This window comes from Streptomyces sp. NPDC001401 (genome assembly GCF_042895385.1).
Lineage (GTDB): Bacteria > Actinomycetota > Actinomycetes > Streptomycetales > Streptomycetaceae > Streptomyces.
This window is the reverse complement of sequence record NZ_JBIAWI010000007.1, coordinates 331,570-348,322: the sequence shown is the minus strand read 5'-3', so window position 1 is coordinate 348,322 and position 16,753 is coordinate 331,570. Positions and strand designations below refer to the sequence as shown.

The 16,753-nt window shown below is 71.0% G+C and carries 16 protein-coding genes; 3 read left to right on the top strand and 13 right to left on the bottom strand.

The annotated features are described in order from the left end of the window. Position 1: 1 nt before the first annotated feature. From ACFY10_RS25005 to ACFY10_RS24985, 5 genes are all read right to left on the bottom strand, one after another. The gene (locus ACFY10_RS25005) at positions 2-862 is read right to left on the bottom strand and encodes a heavy metal-binding domain-containing protein (protein ID WP_390667415.1); all 861 of its coding nucleotides are present in this window, start codon (positions 860-862) and stop codon (positions 2-4) included. A 46-nt stretch (positions 863-908) separates the two neighbouring features. Then, positions 909-1,784 carry a heavy metal-binding domain-containing protein gene (locus ACFY10_RS25000; protein ID WP_390667414.1) on the bottom strand — a complete coding sequence of 292 codons (876 nt, stop codon included), beginning with the start codon at positions 1,782-1,784 and terminating at the stop codon, positions 909-911. A gap of 225 nt (positions 1,785-2,009) precedes the next feature. After that, positions 2,010-2,612 (bottom strand): exonuclease domain-containing protein, encoded by a 603-nt coding sequence (locus ACFY10_RS24995; protein ID WP_390667413.1) that lies wholly within the window; start codon positions 2,610-2,612, stop codon positions 2,010-2,012. A gap of 154 nt (positions 2,613-2,766) precedes the next feature. Next, a complete protein-coding gene (locus ACFY10_RS24990) occupies positions 2,767-3,114 on the bottom strand; it encodes a hypothetical protein (RefSeq protein WP_390667412.1) in 348 nt (115 codons plus the stop codon). 105 nt (positions 3,115-3,219) lie between these two features. Then, the gene (locus tag ACFY10_RS24985; RefSeq protein ID WP_390667411.1) at positions 3,220-4,740 is read right to left on the bottom strand and encodes a carboxylesterase/lipase family protein; all 1,521 of its coding nucleotides are present in this window, start codon (positions 4,738-4,740) and stop codon (positions 3,220-3,222) included. Positions 4,741-5,660: 920 nt separating this feature from the next. On the opposite strand from ACFY10_RS24985, the gene ACFY10_RS24980 reads away from it, so the two are divergent. Continuing rightward, positions 5,661-6,203 (top strand): PadR family transcriptional regulator, encoded by a 543-nt coding sequence (locus ACFY10_RS24980; RefSeq protein WP_390667410.1) that lies wholly within the window; start codon positions 5,661-5,663, stop codon positions 6,201-6,203. A gap of 19 nt (positions 6,204-6,222) precedes the next feature. Next, positions 6,223-7,203, top strand: a complete 981-nt coding sequence (locus ACFY10_RS24975; RefSeq protein ID WP_390667409.1) for an NADPH:quinone reductase — start codon at positions 6,223-6,225, stop codon at positions 7,201-7,203. A 161-nt stretch (positions 7,204-7,364) separates the two neighbouring features. On the opposite strand, the gene ACFY10_RS24970 is transcribed toward ACFY10_RS24975, so the two are convergent. The 8 genes from ACFY10_RS24970 to ACFY10_RS24935 form a co-directional block, all read right to left on the bottom strand. Further along, positions 7,365-7,565 carry a DUF5988 family protein gene (locus ACFY10_RS24970; protein ID WP_390667408.1) on the bottom strand — a complete coding sequence of 67 codons (201 nt, stop codon included), beginning with the start codon at positions 7,563-7,565 and terminating at the stop codon, positions 7,365-7,367. Between the two features lie 81 nt (positions 7,566-7,646). Beyond that, positions 7,647-8,861: a beta-ketoacyl-[acyl-carrier-protein] synthase family protein gene (locus ACFY10_RS24965; protein ID WP_390667407.1), complete on the bottom strand. Its 1,215-nt coding sequence runs from the start codon at positions 8,859-8,861 to the stop codon at positions 7,647-7,649. Then, positions 8,861-9,127 (bottom strand): acyl carrier protein, encoded by a 267-nt coding sequence (locus tag ACFY10_RS24960; protein ID WP_390667406.1) that lies wholly within the window; start codon positions 9,125-9,127, stop codon positions 8,861-8,863. The genes ACFY10_RS24965 and ACFY10_RS24960 overlap by 1 nt, the downstream gene beginning before the upstream one ends. Next, a complete protein-coding gene (locus tag ACFY10_RS24955) occupies positions 9,100-10,212 on the bottom strand; it encodes a beta-ketoacyl-ACP synthase 3 (protein ID WP_390667405.1) in 1,113 nt (370 codons plus the stop codon). Before ACFY10_RS24955 ends, ACFY10_RS24960 begins: the two co-directional genes overlap by 28 nt. Positions 10,213-10,252: 40 nt before the next feature. Then, a complete protein-coding gene (locus ACFY10_RS24950) occupies positions 10,253-11,095 on the bottom strand; it encodes an SDR family NAD(P)-dependent oxidoreductase (protein WP_390667404.1) in 843 nt (280 codons plus the stop codon). Then, complete coding sequence (locus ACFY10_RS24945; protein WP_390667531.1) at positions 11,092-12,150, bottom strand: 3-oxoacyl-ACP synthase III family protein; 1,059 nt, start codon at positions 12,148-12,150, stop codon at positions 11,092-11,094. The genes ACFY10_RS24950 and ACFY10_RS24945 overlap by 4 nt, the downstream gene beginning before the upstream one ends. A 47-nt stretch (positions 12,151-12,197) precedes the next feature. After that, positions 12,198-14,051, bottom strand: a complete 1,854-nt coding sequence (locus ACFY10_RS24940; RefSeq protein WP_390667403.1) for an acyl-CoA dehydrogenase — start codon at positions 14,049-14,051, stop codon at positions 12,198-12,200. 29 nt (positions 14,052-14,080) lie between these two features. Beyond that, positions 14,081-14,941, bottom strand: coding sequence for an acyltransferase domain-containing protein (locus ACFY10_RS24935; RefSeq protein ID WP_390667402.1), 861 nt, complete (start codon positions 14,939-14,941; stop codon positions 14,081-14,083). A gap of 366 nt (positions 14,942-15,307) precedes the next feature. On the opposite strand from ACFY10_RS24935, the gene ACFY10_RS24930 reads away from it, so the two are divergent. Further along, positions 15,308-16,669, top strand: coding sequence for a hypothetical protein (locus ACFY10_RS24930; protein ID WP_390667401.1), 1,362 nt, complete (start codon positions 15,308-15,310; stop codon positions 16,667-16,669). Positions 16,670-16,753 lie beyond the last annotated feature (84 nt).

Sequence of the window (16,753 nt, the reverse complement as noted above, 5' to 3'; positions counted from 1 at the left end):
CTCAGCCGTCCAGGCTGAGCACGATCGTGGGGCGCTCGATGACGTGGTCCTCGCGCAGCGGCCGCACGGCCGTGCCGATCGCGAAGAACTCGGTGGTGTGACCGCCCCAGCGGTGGTTGTGCGCGTTGAGCTGCACGCCGACGATGCCTTCTGCCTGCAGCTCCTCCGCCTCGTGCTGCATCCGCGCCATGGCCAGTTCCCGCGCGTCGTAGAGCGCCTGTGTGAACTGCTCGATCTCCACGTTCTTGCCGATGTTGGAGAACATCTGCCCCATCCGCTGGTGCGCGATGTGGTAGACGCAGGTGCCCATCACCATGCCCAGCGGGGCGTAACCGGCGCGGATGAGCGTCCAGAAGTCCTGGCCGTTGAGGTCGGAGGTGAACGGCTGGCCCTTGAGGTTGCGCCAGCTGCCGCCGTTGCCGCCTGGCGCCGGGTGGTCGGCCTTGACGGCGGTGCCGATCGCGATGAACTCCGCTATGTCGCTGCCGAATTCACGGGCCTCGACGCTGAGCCTGACGCCGACGATACCGTCCGCGCCCAGCTGGGCCGCCTCAGCCTCCATGCGGGTCATCGCCAGCTCGCGTGCGTGGTACATCGCCTGGCTGAGCGTGGTCAGTTCCTGGTTCTTGCCCCAGCGGCCCAGCTGGATGCCCACGTGGTAGATCGAGCTGCCCAGTACGAGGCCGATGGGCCGGAATCCCGCCTCGCGCACCAGCAGGAACTCATTGACCGACAGGTCGCTGGTGAAGATCGAACCCGGCTTGCCCGGCTGCAGCTCGGCCAGCCGCCGCATCGCATCGGCCGGCACACCCTGCGCGGATACGCCGTCAGGAGTGCCGTCGGCGGGGTTGAAGACGGTCATGAACGGGTTCCCCTCATCGCATATCGGTGGTGCTTCGGTGCATGGTTCATCGGCGTCGTTGCGGGTCGAGCGGCATCACGGTGAGTGTGCGGGACGGCGCCTGGCGTGCCGTGAACTGGGCGACGGTGGTGCCCAGCAGCGTCGCCTCGGCCACATGGTCCTCCTGCTCGTTGTTGCCGCTGCGTATGCAGGACTCGCCCCAGATGCGCAGGCCACCCCCAGAGAGGATCACGCCGTCGCCGCCCCGCCGCCCGCTCTGCGCCCTCAGGTGGGCGCGGGCGTCGGAGCGCACTGCGTGAACAAGCTCGCTCCAACCGCTGACCTCGGTGTTGTTCCACGAGCGTGTCTGGGCGCGGGTGCCGTAATCGTCATGGCGTACGCCGATGGACATCCCGTACAGCAGCTCGACCGGGACCCATCCCGCGGTCACCAGCTTCGCGAACCCCTGGCCGTCGAGGTGGCAGGTGAACGGCTGCGGCGCCCGTACCGTCCCGGCCGCACGCACCGCGGTCCCGATCACCTTGAACTCCAGGCAGTTGGGCTGCGCCGCGAAGGGCGCCACCGTCAACTGCGCTGCGACGACGCCGTCGCCGCCGAGGGCCGAGCACTCCGCGGTCATCCGGTCGAGGGCCGAACGACGCGCCTGGTCGAGCACCTGGACGAGCGCGGCGGACGGGGCGCCGGCTCCGGAGAGGGCGATGGGCGCGTAGGCACTGCCGAAGGCGTAGCGGGCGAAACCGTCGTAAAGACAGTCGTGATAGCCCCAATACCGGCCGCTGCGGCCCACGTGGTAGACGGCCGAGCCCATGACCTGGCCCACCGGCTCGAATCCCACGGCGCGCAGTGCTGCGAATTCGCCGGTGGACAGCGCCGAGGACCACGTCCCGCTGCTCCGCCCCTCAGCGATGCGTGCGGCTGCCATCGGGGGCAGCCCGGACCCCGTCCAATCCCCGCTCATGCATCCCCGCCCATGGACACCCACTCCCCCATCGCGCCCTGACCGAGGGCACAGCGGTTCGAGTCTATGCCCGGCCGCCCGGGGCACACTCGGCAGTGCCCTGCCTTCCCTGTATGGCGATCTGGGTGTTCAGGGCGTCGAGCAGGCCGTTGTCCCAGGCGAGTTGGGCCAGTCGACACGCGAGGCCCTTCAACGACGCCGCATGCACCCCTCGGGCAAGGCCGCCCCAGTACCGCGCAAGTGCTTGATGGCCGCGGCAAAGGAATAGCAGTCGAAAAGCGCCGAATGCTCTCTTCCGGCCGCGGGTTTGGGGAGACCGAGCACCTGCCACAGGCGACCCACGTTGGCGGTCGCCGTTTCCGGCGCGAGGGTGTTCAACCAAGGACGGATATTCAGGAAATGGGCACCAAGGTAGCCGTTCTTGACTTCTTCTCCGCGGGCTCGCGCCCAGCCCACGTTCTCCCCGAGAACAACCATGTCGTTGCCGTAGGAGAGCACCGACTGCCCCCGGCAGAACCCCAGGAAGTCGCCAAGTGCTTCTGCCGCGGGTACCCCTTCCCTGTCCACCGCCTCCTGGTCGATTCCGGTCAGCTCGGTGAAGTACGGGGACAGCTGCGGATTGGTCACCGGGCGCACCAGTGCTTCGTACTCCTCTACGACGGAACAGTCCTCACGCAGACGCAGTGCGCCAATCTGCACGATTTCGCGAAGCTGTCCCGGTGCACCCCAATCCTGCTCAAGCGCCCCCGGCCATGTCGTGAATTCAAGGTCGAACACAATGAATGTGGGCACAGCAGGTCTCCCTTTGGTGCGAGTCGCCGCCAGATTACCCCCCAGCCGCACCCCCTACGCCATCAGAACACCGTCAGAAGCGATTTTTCGACAGAGCAACTTCCCCGTGCCGTCACTACAAACCCCCGCCATTTATTAACGAGCCGTGCAAACCTCATTGGCCTGCACAGCCAGACTGCCGTCGGCCCTCGATCAGACGGCCGCCGCGGGCTTCGTCGCCGGTCTCGCCCGGTTCTGCGCCCATGCTCAGATCGTCGAAGTCACCCGGGCCGCACTGGGCACGCGGGCCATCACCTTCACCCGTCGCAGCGGCGCCCATCGGGGGTTCACCCGCGGCCGGCACAAAGACATCGGCGGCGAAGCAGCGGGAGATCAGCTCTGCGGATACTTCCGCGAATCGCCCGAAGCACGTTCCGAGTCGACGCCGGCAGCCCGCCGCCGGGTCGGCGCCGCTTCGGGCATCGCCAACACCGGCGGCTGCCACAGCTGCCTTGCCGGCCATGATGCTTATCGGCGCTACGGTCGACCACACACATGCCCCTGCACGGACCACCCGGCTAGTCCGGGCCGCCCGCGCAGTTCAGCGTGGACGGCCCGGGCCATGTCCTCATGGGGTCGCGAGGCCCAGCGGAGCGAACGTGTGCCGCTCCCAGAGTCGGCGGGAGGCTTCCTCGGGGTAGGCGGCCACCGTGGGTTCGGCGTCGAGGAGTTGGACGAGGCGCTGTTCGGTGTCGTAGGCGGGCCAGCCCGGGTCGCCGGTCTTGGCGAAGGTGGTCCAGGCCGAGCGGAAACGGGCGGAGAGTGCCTCGGTCTCGGGTGAGGGCGTGGGTCCGATCAGCATGGCGCCCAGGCCGCCGTACACACCGAAGGTCAGAGGCACGTCCAGGCCGTGGCAGGCGCCCAGGACGCCGCCGTTCGCCGGGGCGGACCAGGTGAGCTCGTACACGTGCGCCCGGCCGCCGCCCGCCACGTGTGCCTGAGCGAGGTGCAGCGAGGGCATGCGGAACAGCCAGTCGGACTGGACGAGTTCGAACAGGGACTCCGCGGAGACCTGCGGGAACGCGGCCCGGTAGGCCTTTTCGGCGTCCGGCGTCGGGCCGAACAGCCCCAGCCCCGTCGACGCGAGGCCGTCGTCCACTTGGCCGAGCAGCCCGCCGAGCAGCAGGAAGAGCCGGTACTCGTCCCGGTTGTGTCCGGCGATCAGCTCGATGTCCCGTGCGGCGCCGCCCGCCAGCGCCTCCCACGGCGTGGTGGGCAGGACCTCGCCGTCGACGACCGGAGAGTACGGGGTCGGGGTGAGGGCGACCGGGCCCCAGCGGTGCACGTACTGGCGCATCCGGGCGCTCAACGCGGCCCCCGCCTCGGTCAGTTTGCGCGGGTCCACGCCGGACAGGTCGGCCACGGTCGGGCGCAGTCCCAGTTCGCCCGCGATGGCCTGGGCGAAGTCCGCGGCCAGTGCGTCGGAGAAGAACGTGCCCGGCACGCTCTGCGCGATGGCCCGCCGGAACAGGCCCCGGGCGCTCGGCATGGCCATCAGCGAGGCGATGGATCCGGCACCGGCCGATTCACCGAACACGGTGACCTGGTCGGGATCGCCACCGAACGCGGTGATGTTCTCCCGCACCCACTCCAGGGCCGCGACCTGGTCGAGCAGACCGCGGTTGGCGGGGGCGCCCTCGATCCGGGCGAACCCCTCGATGCCGACGCGGTAGTTGAGGGTCACCACCACCAGCTCGCCGTCACGGGCGAGGCGGCCGGCGTCGTAGGCGGGGTCGTCGGCGGAGCCGAACTTGTAGGCGCCGCCGTAGATCCACACCATCACCGGCCGTCGCGCCACCGGATCCGCATCCGGCGTCCAGACGTTGACCGTCAGCCAGTCGTCACCGGCCGGAACGCCGTCGACGGGCACGGCATCGGATCCGAGCGGCTCCTGCGGGGGCGGCGGACCGAACGCGAACGCCTCCCGCACACCGTCCCAGCGCTCCGCCGGCCGCGGCGCCGCGAAGCGCGCCTCGCCGACCGGCGGCTGCGCGTACGGGATTCCGCGGAAGACCGCCAGGCCCTCCTCACGACGGCCGCGCACCGCGCCCGCCGCCGTCGTGACCTCTGGAAACTCGGCACTGCTCATGTTGGCTCCTCAGGCGACCGCGCATCGACGGCCTCCGGTCCGTACGCGGGAACAGGTCCCTGTCGTGCAGCGGCCAGGACGGCCGCTCGGCGAGCGAAGCGGACCACGTCAGCGAGGCCATCCTGCAACGATGTCCTTGAAGTATCAATTAGCTGCCGCGAGATCGAGGAACCCGGGGATTACCCCGCTCCGCGCGCCAGTGACACCCGCCGGGCGCGACCCAAGACTCGCGATCAGCTCATCCAGTGAAGCACATTTCACCACACGAACAGACTCCACGAATAGACTGGACGAGCGGACCGCTGCTGTCTACCGCTGCCGCAGCCCGTCCCCCGCACATGTTCCGTACGGTGTTCCCGGTCCACTGGCGCCCGGCTGCCGCGTCGGTGGCTCTGATCACGACTGCCGTAGCCGCCTCCCCCGGCCCCAGCACCCGGCACTGCTGGTGATCTTCGCCGGCGGTGTCGGCCGGCTCGCGGACAGCGGACGCACAGACGCCGACAAGGCGGCCGCCCAGCTCAACCCCCACGGCTTCGCGGTCGCGGGGTGGCCATCCGTTGCAGCGTCCAGGCGAAGTTCCCGGCCCAGTTGTACGACATCAAGAGCGCCATCCGCCGGCAGGGAACATCCCGGCGCTGGAGGGCGACGTCGGCGTGCGCGGCCCGTCCAGGCGGCCGTGCCGTTCTACCCGCCGACCGACTTCCTGCAGATGGACGCGCACATGCCGGACAACTGCAGGCGTTCAACGACGCATTCGGGCTGGCGGGCTGCCACTCCGACGCCCGCTCCCCCGATTCCAAGCAGCTCGGCCCAGCCAGGCAACACCACTCCAACGCGTACTGCGCCTGCGGCCGTCGCGACGCCCTGACATCGAATCGATGTGCACCTCGAATCGATGCGGATATGTGACGATGGGGAGCATGCTGGAGATAGCAATCCTCGGCTTCCTCGCCGAAGGCCCCCTGCCGGGCCACGAGCTGCGTCGGCGTGTCTCCCAGCTGACCGGCTACACCCGACCGGTCAGCGACGGCAGCCTCTACCCCGCCATCAACCGCCTCTCCAAGTCGGGCCTCCTGGAACGGCAGGCCGATCCGAGCGCGGGCGCGTCCCGCTACGTGCTCAGCCTCACCGAGGCCGGACGCGCCGAGCTGCTGGAGCGCCTGCGCAGGCCCGCCGACCATGAGATCACCGACCAGACGCGGTTCGCCACGGTCCTGTCGTTCCTCTCCCTTCTCCCCGAGGTCGCCGAACAGCAGGCGGTGCTACGGCGGCGTCTCACGTTCCTGGAGACACCGGCGAGCTTCTACTACGACGGTGACCGGCCGCTGCGCGCCGAGGAGGTCACCGACCCCTACCGGCGCGGCCTGCTCCTCACCGCCCGCGCCACCAGCCGCGCCGAACGCGCCTGGCTCCGCGAGGTCCTGGGCGAGGGACCTCCCGAGCAAGCACCCCAGAAGCCCTGAAGACACCGGAGGTACGTCCATGCTCGCGTCCTGGTACGACCGACAGGGCCCGGCCGCCGACGTGTTGCACGTCGGTGAGCTGCCCGATCCCCGGCCCGGCCCCGGCGAGGTCCGCGTCCGTGTGACCGTCTCCGGCGTCAACCCCGGCGACACCAAGAAGCGGCGCGGCTGGCTCGGCTCGTCGATGCCGTACCCCCGGGTGATCCCGCACAGTGACGCCGCGGGAGTCGTCGATGCCGTCGGGGACGGGGGCGACGCATCCCGGATCGGGCAGCGGGTGTGGGTGTACGGTGCGCAGTCCTACCGAGCCTTCGGCACAGCAGCCCAGTACACCCTCGTACCCGACCGCCAAGCCGTCCCGCTTCCCGATCACCTCAGTGACGAACTGGGCGCGAGTCTGGGCATCCCCGGTATCACCGCGCACCGCGCCGTGTTCGCCGATGGGCCGGTCGACGGCAGGCTCGTGCTGGTGCACGGCGTGCTCGGCGGTGTCGGCTCCCTGGCCGCGCAGCTCGCCCACTGGGGCGGCGCGACCGTCATCGCCACCGTTCGCCGCAGCGGCGATCTGGACCGCGTCGACCCGACGGTCATCGCCGACGCCGTCGCTCTGGACGGCGCCGATCCGGCGGCCGCGATCCGCGCGTGTGCGCCCGACGGCGTGCACCGCATCATCGAGGTGTCCCTGTCGGCCAACGCCGACCTCGACAACGCCGTCGCCGCCCTCGACTCCGTCATCGCCGCCTACGGCACCCACACCGACCGCACCGAACTCCCCTTCTGGCCACTGCTGTTCAACAACGTAACCCTGCGTCTGCTCGGCAGCGACGACTTCCCCAGCGAGGCCAAACGGCAGGCCGCTCGGGACCTCACCGCGGCGGCCGCCGCCGGCGCTCTGACGGTCGACATCGGTGACCGCTTCCCGCTCGACGACATCGCCGAGGCCCACGAGCGGGTCGACTCGGGCGGGCGCGGGCGCGTCCTGGTGACCGTCCCGCGCTGACCGACGGGACGCCGTTGGCCGCGCCGGCCCGCCAGACCGACAGCTTGACCACCCGAACCCCCACCGCACGGGCGGCTACCAGCATGTTGTCGGGTGGCGGGCGTTGGCGTTGCGGCGGCGTAGGTGGACGTGCAGAGCCTGCGTCTGTACGGAGCCGTCACCTACTCGGCGATGGCCGTGGCGTACGTCCAGACGAAGACCGGGAGGGTCCTGTCGTCTTGGCCCGGTTCGTCGTCGGCGCGCTCGAAGTGCTGGTGGCAGCCGTAGAAGGGCACGGCGATGCGCTCGGGCAGGGTCTGGGTGTCGAGTTCGAGCAGCGGCTCCATGCCGTCAGGAGCGCCGCGAAGAAGGACTGTGATCACTGAACATCTCCTCCGAATTCGGATGGGCCGTTCACACCACATGGCTCTCTTCACACCCCACCGGCCGGAACCGAGCCCGCCTCAGGCAGCGGTGAAGGCCAGCACGGTGTTGTGTCCGCCGAAGCCCAGGGAGTGGCTGAGTGCGAGGCTGATCGGCTGGTCGGTGCGGGCGGCCCGGACGATGTCGAGGCCGGTGGTGGTGTGGTCGGGTGCGGTGAAGTTGGCTGTGGGAGGGATGGTGCGGCGGGCGACGGTCAGGGCGGTGAGAGCTGCTTCGATGGCTCCGGCGGCGCCCATGGTGTGTCCCAGGGCGCCTTTGGCCGAGGTGACGGACGGCGGGTGACCGGCGTAGAGCTCGCGGATGACGGTGGCTTCCACCTTGTCGTTGAGCGGTGTGCTGGTGCCGTGGGCGTTGATGTGGTCGACGTCGGCGATACCGGCTTCGGCGCTTGCGAGCGCCATCGCGGTTGCCGCCCGCAGGCCGGCTCCTTCGGGGTGCGGTGCCGTGGGGTGGTGGGCGTCGCTGGTGGTGCCGTGGCCGGCGAGGACGGCCAGTGGTGTGGCGGCGCGGGCGTCGGCGTGCTGTCTGCGTTCCAGGACGAGCAGTCCGGATCCTTCGCCGAGGACGAAGCCGTCGCGGTCCTTGTCGAAGGGGCGTGAGGCCCCTTCGGGGTCGTGGTCGCCGCGGGAGAGTGCTCCCATCTTGGCGAAGGCTGCGGTGCACAGGGGGGTGACCATGGCGTCGGTGCCCCCGGCGAGGGCGATGTCGCAGGCTCCGGCCTGCAGCAGCAGGCAGGCCGTGATGAGGGCGGTCGCTCCCGAGGCGCAGGCGGTGGAAGTCTGCAGGGAGGGGCCGGTGACGCCCAGTTCGAGGGCGAGGTGCCCGGCCGCCATGTTCGGCAGGAAGGCCGGCAGCGTCATGGGCGAGAGGGCGCCGTGGCCGGCCGTGAGCAGCTTGCGGTGCTGGGTCTCCAGGGTGTCGACGCCGCCCGCCGCGCTGCCGATGACGACGGCCACCCGCCCCGGAACCCATTCCGCCGGGTCGAGCGCGGCCGAGGCCAGTGCTTCGCGGGCGGCGGTCAGGAGGAAGCGTGTTCCGCGGTCCAAGCGCCAGAGCCTGCCCTGCTGGGACGCCGGCTCCGGGACGCGGCAGGACATGCGTACGGGAGCGTCGCGCAGGGTGGGGTCGCTGCGGGCGGCCGGTCGCCCCGCGCAGACGGCTTCCCACGTCGGTTCGGTGCCGACGCCGCACGGTGTCACCAGGCCGATCCCGGTGACGGCGATGTCCTCGCCCACTACACCGCTCCGCGGTCGGACGTGCGGTCCGGCTCGACGAGGAGAGCGGTCACCGAACGCGCCACGTCACCGACGGTGAGGTCGCCGGAGGCGGCGGAGTCGTCCAGGGGGACCTGCAACTCCTCCTGGAGGGTGACGTACAGCTCCACCACGGCGAGGGAGTCCAACTCCAGGTCGTTGAGGGTGACTTCCGGGGTGACGCGGGCGGGCGGGACTTCGAACTTGTCGGTGAGAAGGGTTACGAGGTGCTCGTAGACGTGGTCCATGGGTTTCTCCTCGAGGGGTTGGGGATCGGCAGGGACGCGGTGTCAGGGCTGATGGGTGGCGCCTCGGAACGGGGAACTGCGGCGGGCCAGTTGAGGGCGACGGAAGCCCAGGTGAGTCCGCCCCCGAAAGCGGTGAGCAGGGTGCGGGCACCCGGTACGACGGCTGCGTGCACAGCGGTGTCCGCCAGGACGAGGGGGATCGAGGCGGCCGCGGTGTTGCCGAGTTCGCGGATGTTGCCGAACCGGCATGCGGGGGCGATGCCCAGCCGGTCGCCGACGGAGTCCAGGATCCGCTGGTTGGCCTGGTGTCCGATGAAGGCCCGGATGGTCTGCGGTGCCCAGTCGACCTGGCGGAGGACCGCGTGGGCGGACTCGGTCATGCGGCGCACGGCATGGGCGTAGACCGTACGGCCCCGCATGCGGAAGTGGTAAGCGTCCGGGGCGAGTTGGGGCAGGTGGTGGGGATGGCGCGAGCCGCCGCCGGCAACGGTGATCAGGTCGCGGCCGCCACCGTCGGCGCCGAGGTGCGTGGCCAGGACGGCTCCCGGCTCATCGCGTGCGCCGGGCCGGAGCAGGACGGCTCCCGCTCCGTCGCCGAAGATCGGTGCGCTCTCCCGGTCCCGCGGATCGACGATGGTGGTGTAGGTGTCCGCCGCGATGACCAGAGGCGCCGAGCAGGCGCCGCCACGGACGAGCGCGGTCGCCGTGGCCAGCGCGTAGAGGAAGCCGGAGCAGACAGCGGACAGGTCCATCGCCGGGACCGTGCCCAGAGCCAGCCGGTGGGCGACCTCGGGGGCGGTGGCGGGGAGCGGATGATCGGGCGTGCTGGTGGCCAGCAGCACCATGTCGGGTGAGGAATTGCCCGCGGAGGAGAGAGCCGCCCGGCCGGCGCCGACGGCGAGGTCGCCGGTGCTGGTTCCCGGTCCCGCGTGGCGTCGGTGCACGATGCCGGTCCGGTCACGGATCCATGCGTCGTCGGTGTGCAGGGCGCCGCGTGCGATGACCGCCGCGTTGTCGAGGATGTGATCGGGGAGGCACGCGCCGATCCCCGCGATCACCGCGGTGCTGCTGTTGTCGAGCCGCATGACGGTCCTCTCCCTCCGCATTCCGACGGTCCCGATACGGTCACACCGCGGCGAAGGGCGAGGCGGGTTTGGGGTGGCCCGCCAGTCCTCCGTCCGGTACGGACAGCCCGCCGTCGACGACGAGCGCATGCCCGGTCACGAATGAGGAGGCCGGGGACGCGAGGAAGAGCGCGGCACCGACCACCTCGTCCGGGCTTGCCCACCGGCCGAGCGGGACGTGGCTGGTGAGCCAGTCGGACAGCGGGGCGGTCCCGGCGGCGAATGCCGTCATGTCCGTACGCACCCAGCCGGGGCACAGAGCATTGACGCGGATGCCGCGGCGGGCCCAGCCCACGGAGAGGCTGCGGGCGAGGGAGAGTTGAGCGGCCTTGGTGGCTGCGTACGCCTCCATCATCGGGGTGCCGACGAGTCCGGCGGCGGACGACATCAGCACGAGGCTGGCCCTGACGGAGTCGGCCAGGTAGGGGTACGCGGCTCGGCACAGGGCGGCCGTGGCGTTGAGGTTGACTCCGATCACGGCGTCCCACTGCTCCTGCCGCGCATCCTGCAACGGAGCCAGTACGGGGCTTCCGTCCTCGGCCAGGGGAAGGGTGCCCGCGTTGTGGACCACGATGTCGAGGCCGCCCAGAGCCGACGCCGCCCGGTCCACAAGCCCGGTGGCCACGCCCGCTTCGGCGAGGTCTCCGTCGACGGCCACGGCTTTGCGGCCCCGGTCCTCCACCGCCCGGACAACGGTGTCGAGGGCGGCCGACGTGCGCGCCGTGAGCGCGAGGTCGCAGCCCGCGTCGGCGAGGCCCTCCGCAACGGCCTTGCCGATCCCCCGCGACGCCCCTGTCACCAGGGCCCGGGCGCCGTCCAGACGGAATCGTTCCAATGCGTTCATGGCAGGGCTCCTTCCGAGTCCGAGAGGTCCGCCGGCCCGGCGAGAGCGGGCAGAGCCGTGTGCGGTGCGGCCGGTGCGACGCGCACCTGTGCTCCGCTCCAGGTGAGCAGCGCGCTGCCCCAGGTCATCCCGGCACCGAACACGGCGAGCAGGATGCGGTCGCCGGGGCGCAGCCCGTGCTGGTCCGCGGCGCGCGCGAGGGCGTACGGCGCGCAGGCGGCCCCGATGTTGCCGACGTCGTCGCCGACGACGACCAGCCGGCCGTCGGGGATTCCCAGGTCCTGCCCGATCTGCCTGAGCAGCACGGGATTGGGCTGGTGCGCGACGACGCAGTCGATGTCCCTGATGCCCAGTCCGTTGCGGTCGAGGGCCTCGGTGACCAGTCGAGGGAAGATGTCGGTGATGAAGCGGCTGACCGCCCGTCCGTCCATGTGGATGCGGTGCGCGCCCAGCGCGAGCGTGTGCGCGTCCGCCGGCATGCGGCTGCCACCGGCCGGGATCAGGACGTGGTCGGCGAGCGTGCCGTCCGAGCCGAGGCTGAAGTAGGTGAACCCGTGCGCATGGTCCACGGCAGCCAGGATCGCGGCGGCGGCGCCGTCGGCGAACAGCACCGCGGTGCCCCGGTCGGCCGGGTCGAGGAATTTCGAGTACGCCTCGACGCCCACCACGGCCGCATACCGGATGCCGGCCGTGCCGCGCAGCCAGTCGTGCGCGACCTTCGCGGCGAACAGCCAGCCCGAGCAGGCCGCGCTGACGTCCAGGGCGACGGCGCGGGAGGCGCCCACCGATGCCTGGACGCGGCACGCGGTCGACGGGCCCAGTTCGTCGGGGGTGGAGGTCGCGCAGACCAGCAGGCCGATGTCGCCCACGTCGATGCCGGCGGCATCGGCGGCCGCCCGGACCGCGTGTGCCGCCAGGTCGGATGCGGCTTCGCCGGGGTCGGCCACATGGCGCACGCGGACACCGGTGCGTTCGGTGATCCACTCGGGGGTCACTCCGGTCTCTCGGGCCACGTCGGCGTTCGTCCGCAGTCCGGGCGGCAAGTGGGTTCCCATGCCGACGATCCCGATGCGGCGGTCGGTGCCGCTGCGGTTGTCGTCCGTCACGCCGCACCCCCGCGTGTCCAGGTCAGGGTGTCGCCCAGGGCCGCGGGGTAGTCCGCAGCGGCCAGTGGGGCTCCCCCGACGTCGGCCGGGTAGGCGAACGCCTCCGTCAGGAACGGCAGATGGGGCATGATCGCGTCACACAGACGGTCGGCGGCGTCGGACAGTGCCTCGATGTCCGACGACTGCAGCGTGCCCAGGGCGAGCAGCGACGCGGACCACCGCCGGGCCGTCAGGACACCGTGCAGAGCCGCCAACGGCTCCAGAACGGCCAGCAGGACGCGGTCCTTTGTCTGCGTCAGGATCCTCGACACGTCCTCGGCGATGAGCCGTGCCCCATGGAACTCGCCCAGCAGGCCGGCGTCCTCCAGGAGGGGATTCCACACGGTGAGCTGATCTGCCCCGTCCGTGCCGCGTGCGTCGCGCAGACGCCTCAGCCGCTCGGTCAGCAGGTCCTGGTGCCGACCTGCGATCGCCGGCCACCAGTGAGGTGACGTGGGGGGCGCGTCGGCTGGTGCGGAGGGTGTGGGGGCGTGGCGCTGTTCGACGAGGGAACGGCCGACGTCGTAGAAGATGAGCCGGCTGTCCCCGCCGGCGGTGTCGAACGCCTGGTGGAAACCGTGGTACTTCGTCATGCGGTTGACGTCCAGGTGGCCGGAGAAGCCGCAGCGGCTGACGCAGTCGTCGGTGATGCGGGCGGCCGTGCGGACCGTGGCCGCCTTGTACATGGCCAGCGTCTGATGGACAGCCGTCCAGGGCGAGAACGCCGACGCATCGCCTGCGCCGCGTCCGTGCGTCGCCGTGGGGGTGGTGAGCGATGCGGTCCAGAGGGTGCGCGCCTGGTGGGCGGCGCAGGTCAGGGCGAAGGCGTCGGCGAGCGCCCCCAGCACGACGCGCTGCTGTGTGCGGTACCCGAGCAAGGGGGTTCCGGGTGCCAGCCGCCCCTGGGTGCGGCGGTGCCGCGAGTACTCGACGGCGAGCACCGCGGCCTGGCGGGAGGTCGCAGCCGCGACCGCCGGAACGGTGGCCCACAGGCCCTGCCCCACGCGCAGGGTGCGCTGCAGGCGCAGGTCGGGCGAGCCGGCGGGGTCGTGGAGGACGCCGTCGCCGTCGATACGGGCACCGTCGCTCAGCCAGTGTGCGTACGGCACCCGAAGCCGGTCGAAGCGCACCAGCACGTAGTCCAGGGGCAGGGCACTCAAGCCGAGCCGCGAAGACACCTCGACGCCGGGCAGCGGACCACGGTCGTCGGCCAGGTCGGCCAGGAAGGCGAAGACCCCCCGGTCGGCGCCCCCGACGGTCAGTCGGGCGAGCACGACTCCCGTGTGCGCGATGCCCGGTGTCCCGCAGCTGCTGAACTTCGCCGCGGCCGGGTCCGGGGTGTGCAGGACGAAGCAGCCGCCCGCCGGATCGAACTCGGCACGGGTACGGGTGGCGAGGTGGCTGTTGGCCTGGCCCACCTCGGTGATCAGATAGGCGCCCTTGATCCGTCCCGCCTCCAGGGCCGCCAGGTGCGCCTCGAGGCGTTCGGGGTCCTCGGAGAGCTGGGTGAGCGAGCCCAGACACAGCAGGTGGTGGACCAGGGTCGTCATGCTCAGGCACGGATCGGCCACCGCCGCCCAGGCGTTGAGCGCGGCGAGCTGAGCCGGATCGTCGAAGAGGCGGCGTGCCGGAGGCAGGCTCTCGCCCAGCGCCCGCAGGCGGTACAGGAGGAGTTCGCGGGGGGCATCGGAAGGGGGGCGCGTGTCGAGCGCCTTCTGCAGAGCCGCAAGGAAAGCGGAATCGCAGGGGCCGTGGACCAGTTGGCGCAGTTCGTCGTGAGCGGCGGCGGACAGGGTGGCGAGAGGCGGCACCGATGCTCCAGGGAGGGGAAGGGGAACGGTCACCAGGCGAAGGCGGGTTCTGCGAGTGGGGCGTGCACGGCCGGTGCGGCGCCGTCGGACAGGACCCTGCGGGCACTGGTGGCGAGGGCGCTGCCGGTGCCGGCCTCGAACAGCGCGTCGGGTCTGTGCGCGGTCACCACGTGGCGCAGGACTGGGGGGATGACGGCCGGCCGGATCAGGCAGTCGGCGAGCCGTCGAGCCAGGTCGTCGCTCCCGTTGTAGGCCCGTCCGGCCACAGCCGAATAGACAGGGCAGAGCGGCTCTGCCTGGTGATAGGCCGTCAGGGCCTTGGCGAAAGCCTCGGCCTGGTCGGTGAGCGAGGGGTGGTGTGAGGTGAAGGGCAGGCGCAGTCGTACGGCGGTCACGCCGGCGTCGGCCGCCGCTTTCTCCACGCACGTCAGTTCCGGCAGCGAACCGGCGATGAGCACGGAACGGTCGTCATTGACGACGGCGATCGTCGCCTCCCGTGCCTGTACACGCGTCAGCAGGTCGTGCGCGGATCGTTGGGAACAGCACAGCAGGGTCAACCCGCCGGCGCAGGAGGCAAGGACGAGGGCGAGGTCGTGCGCCGCGCGGGCGCCGTCGCCTACCGTGAGGATTCCGGCGGCACTCAGCGCCGCGATCTCTCCGAAGCTCACACCGACGACCGCCGAGGGCACGCCGTAGGTGTGGCACAACGCCTGGTGCACGGCCAACGACGCGCCGAACACGACGAGTTGGGCCGTGCCGACGGGTGCACCCGCGAGGTCGCGGCCGGTTGGGGGCACCGGACCCAGCAGCCGTGGGCCGAGGGGGTCCAGTCCGCGCTCGACCGCGACCCGGTCGACTTCGTCGAAGACCCGCCGGACCGCCGCCCGCACTGGTCCCTCGAGACGGACAGCGGTTACCAACGAACTGACGGAGAGGTCCCCCTGACCCGGGAACAGGTGGACCGAACGCAGTCCGACGGCTGGGGAAGCAGGCCTTCCAACCGGGCTGGTGTCCATCGTGTTCCTTCGGGAGAGGGGCGGAAACCTGAAGGCCAGGGGGCGCGGATGCCGAATGGCGCGCTCCGCTGCCGTACGCCTTCTCTGTGCACTACAGCCGGTTCGGGGCCGGGGCGCACTCTGAGCTTGCCCGCATGCATGCGCTTTCTGACGCACCTGTGGGCGGCATGTGTGTTGAACACATCCGGACGTTGAACGCCCGCACCTGCGCGCGGCCGAGCGGATGGAAGAGGGGGGACCGTGCGTTCACCGCGCATCCCGAACCAGGTGTTGAGGGCCCTGCTGGCCGAGGCCGGATGGAGCGGTGCTCAACTGGCGCGCGAGGTCAACTCCCTCGGAATCGCCCAGGGCACCCCTTTCCACTACGACCGCACGTCGGTGGCCCACTGGCTGTCCGGCAGCTGCCCTCGCCCACCCGTGCCCTCGCTCGTCGCGGAAGCCCTCAGCCGGCGTCTGGGCAGAGTTGTCCGTACGGAGGACACTGGGCTGATGGTCAGCGAGCCGCCGGGTTACGTCCCGGAAGTGTCGCCTGCTGAAGAGAGCGCGGTGGAGTATTTGCGCCGCGTGTTACCCACCACCGACCAGCGCGGCCACACGCAGCTCGGTGCCTACTCCCTCGCCGCGCTCGCCGCACCTGGCTGGCAGGCCGAGGCCGAGCATCCCTCCGAGGCCGGCGAAGGCATCCGCACAGGGGTGGACGTTCCACACACCGAGTCCGCCCGGGAGCTACTGTCCGTCTTCGCCCGCAGCGACGCCGCCTTCGGTTCCGGGGCGATCCGGGAGCCGTTGCGGCAATACCTGTCCGCCACCGTCCTGCCCCTGCTCGAGAGCGAGATGAGACCGGCCGTACGGCGTGAACTGTTCACGGTTGCCGCACGGCTCGCCTATCTCTGCGCGTTCGCCCACTTCGACATGAACCACCAGGCCGCGGCGCAGAGCTTCTACCTCTCCAGCATTCGCCTCGCCCGTGAGGCGGGCGACAGGGTCGGATACGCGCTCGGCATGCGGGGACTGAGCGTCCAGGCCCACGCATTGGGCCACCTCACCCAGGCCCACCACCTGGCCGAACAAGCCGTACGGATCGGAGCCTCACACGCCCCGCCGCACCAACGCGCCTTCCTGCTGGGGCAGTTGGCGCTCAGCCAGGCCGCCCGCGGCGATGCGCACCATGCCCGATCCTTCGCCGCGGCCGAACGCTGTCTGGAGCGAGCCTCGAGCGGTGCCACACCCGTCGGGGCCTTCCATCCGGGATCACTCGCCTACCAGCAGGCGGCCGCGTCCACCGCGCGGGGCGATCACCGCACGGCACTTCGGGCGCTGGAACTCTCCCTCCGTCACCGTCCCGCCGAAGAACGGCGCTCCCAAGCCCTGTGTCTCGCCGAGTGCGCCGAAACCCAGCTGACCATCGGTCATCTCGAACAGGCATGCGCCACCTGGCATGAATTCCTCGACCTCTACCCGTCCTTGGCCAGCGCCCGTGCCGATGACCGACTGCGCACACTGATCGCCCGTACCCGACCGAACTCGGCGAATCCGGTTGCCGGAGCCCTGCTCGGACGGGCCCTCGAACAACGGCGGAACACGCGGGCGGCAGACGGCTGAGAGACCACGTGCAGCTCCCAAATCCTGACTGGACCATGGGGGTGACAGAGGGGCAGGAACGGCAGTGCGCGTCAACCGTGCCGG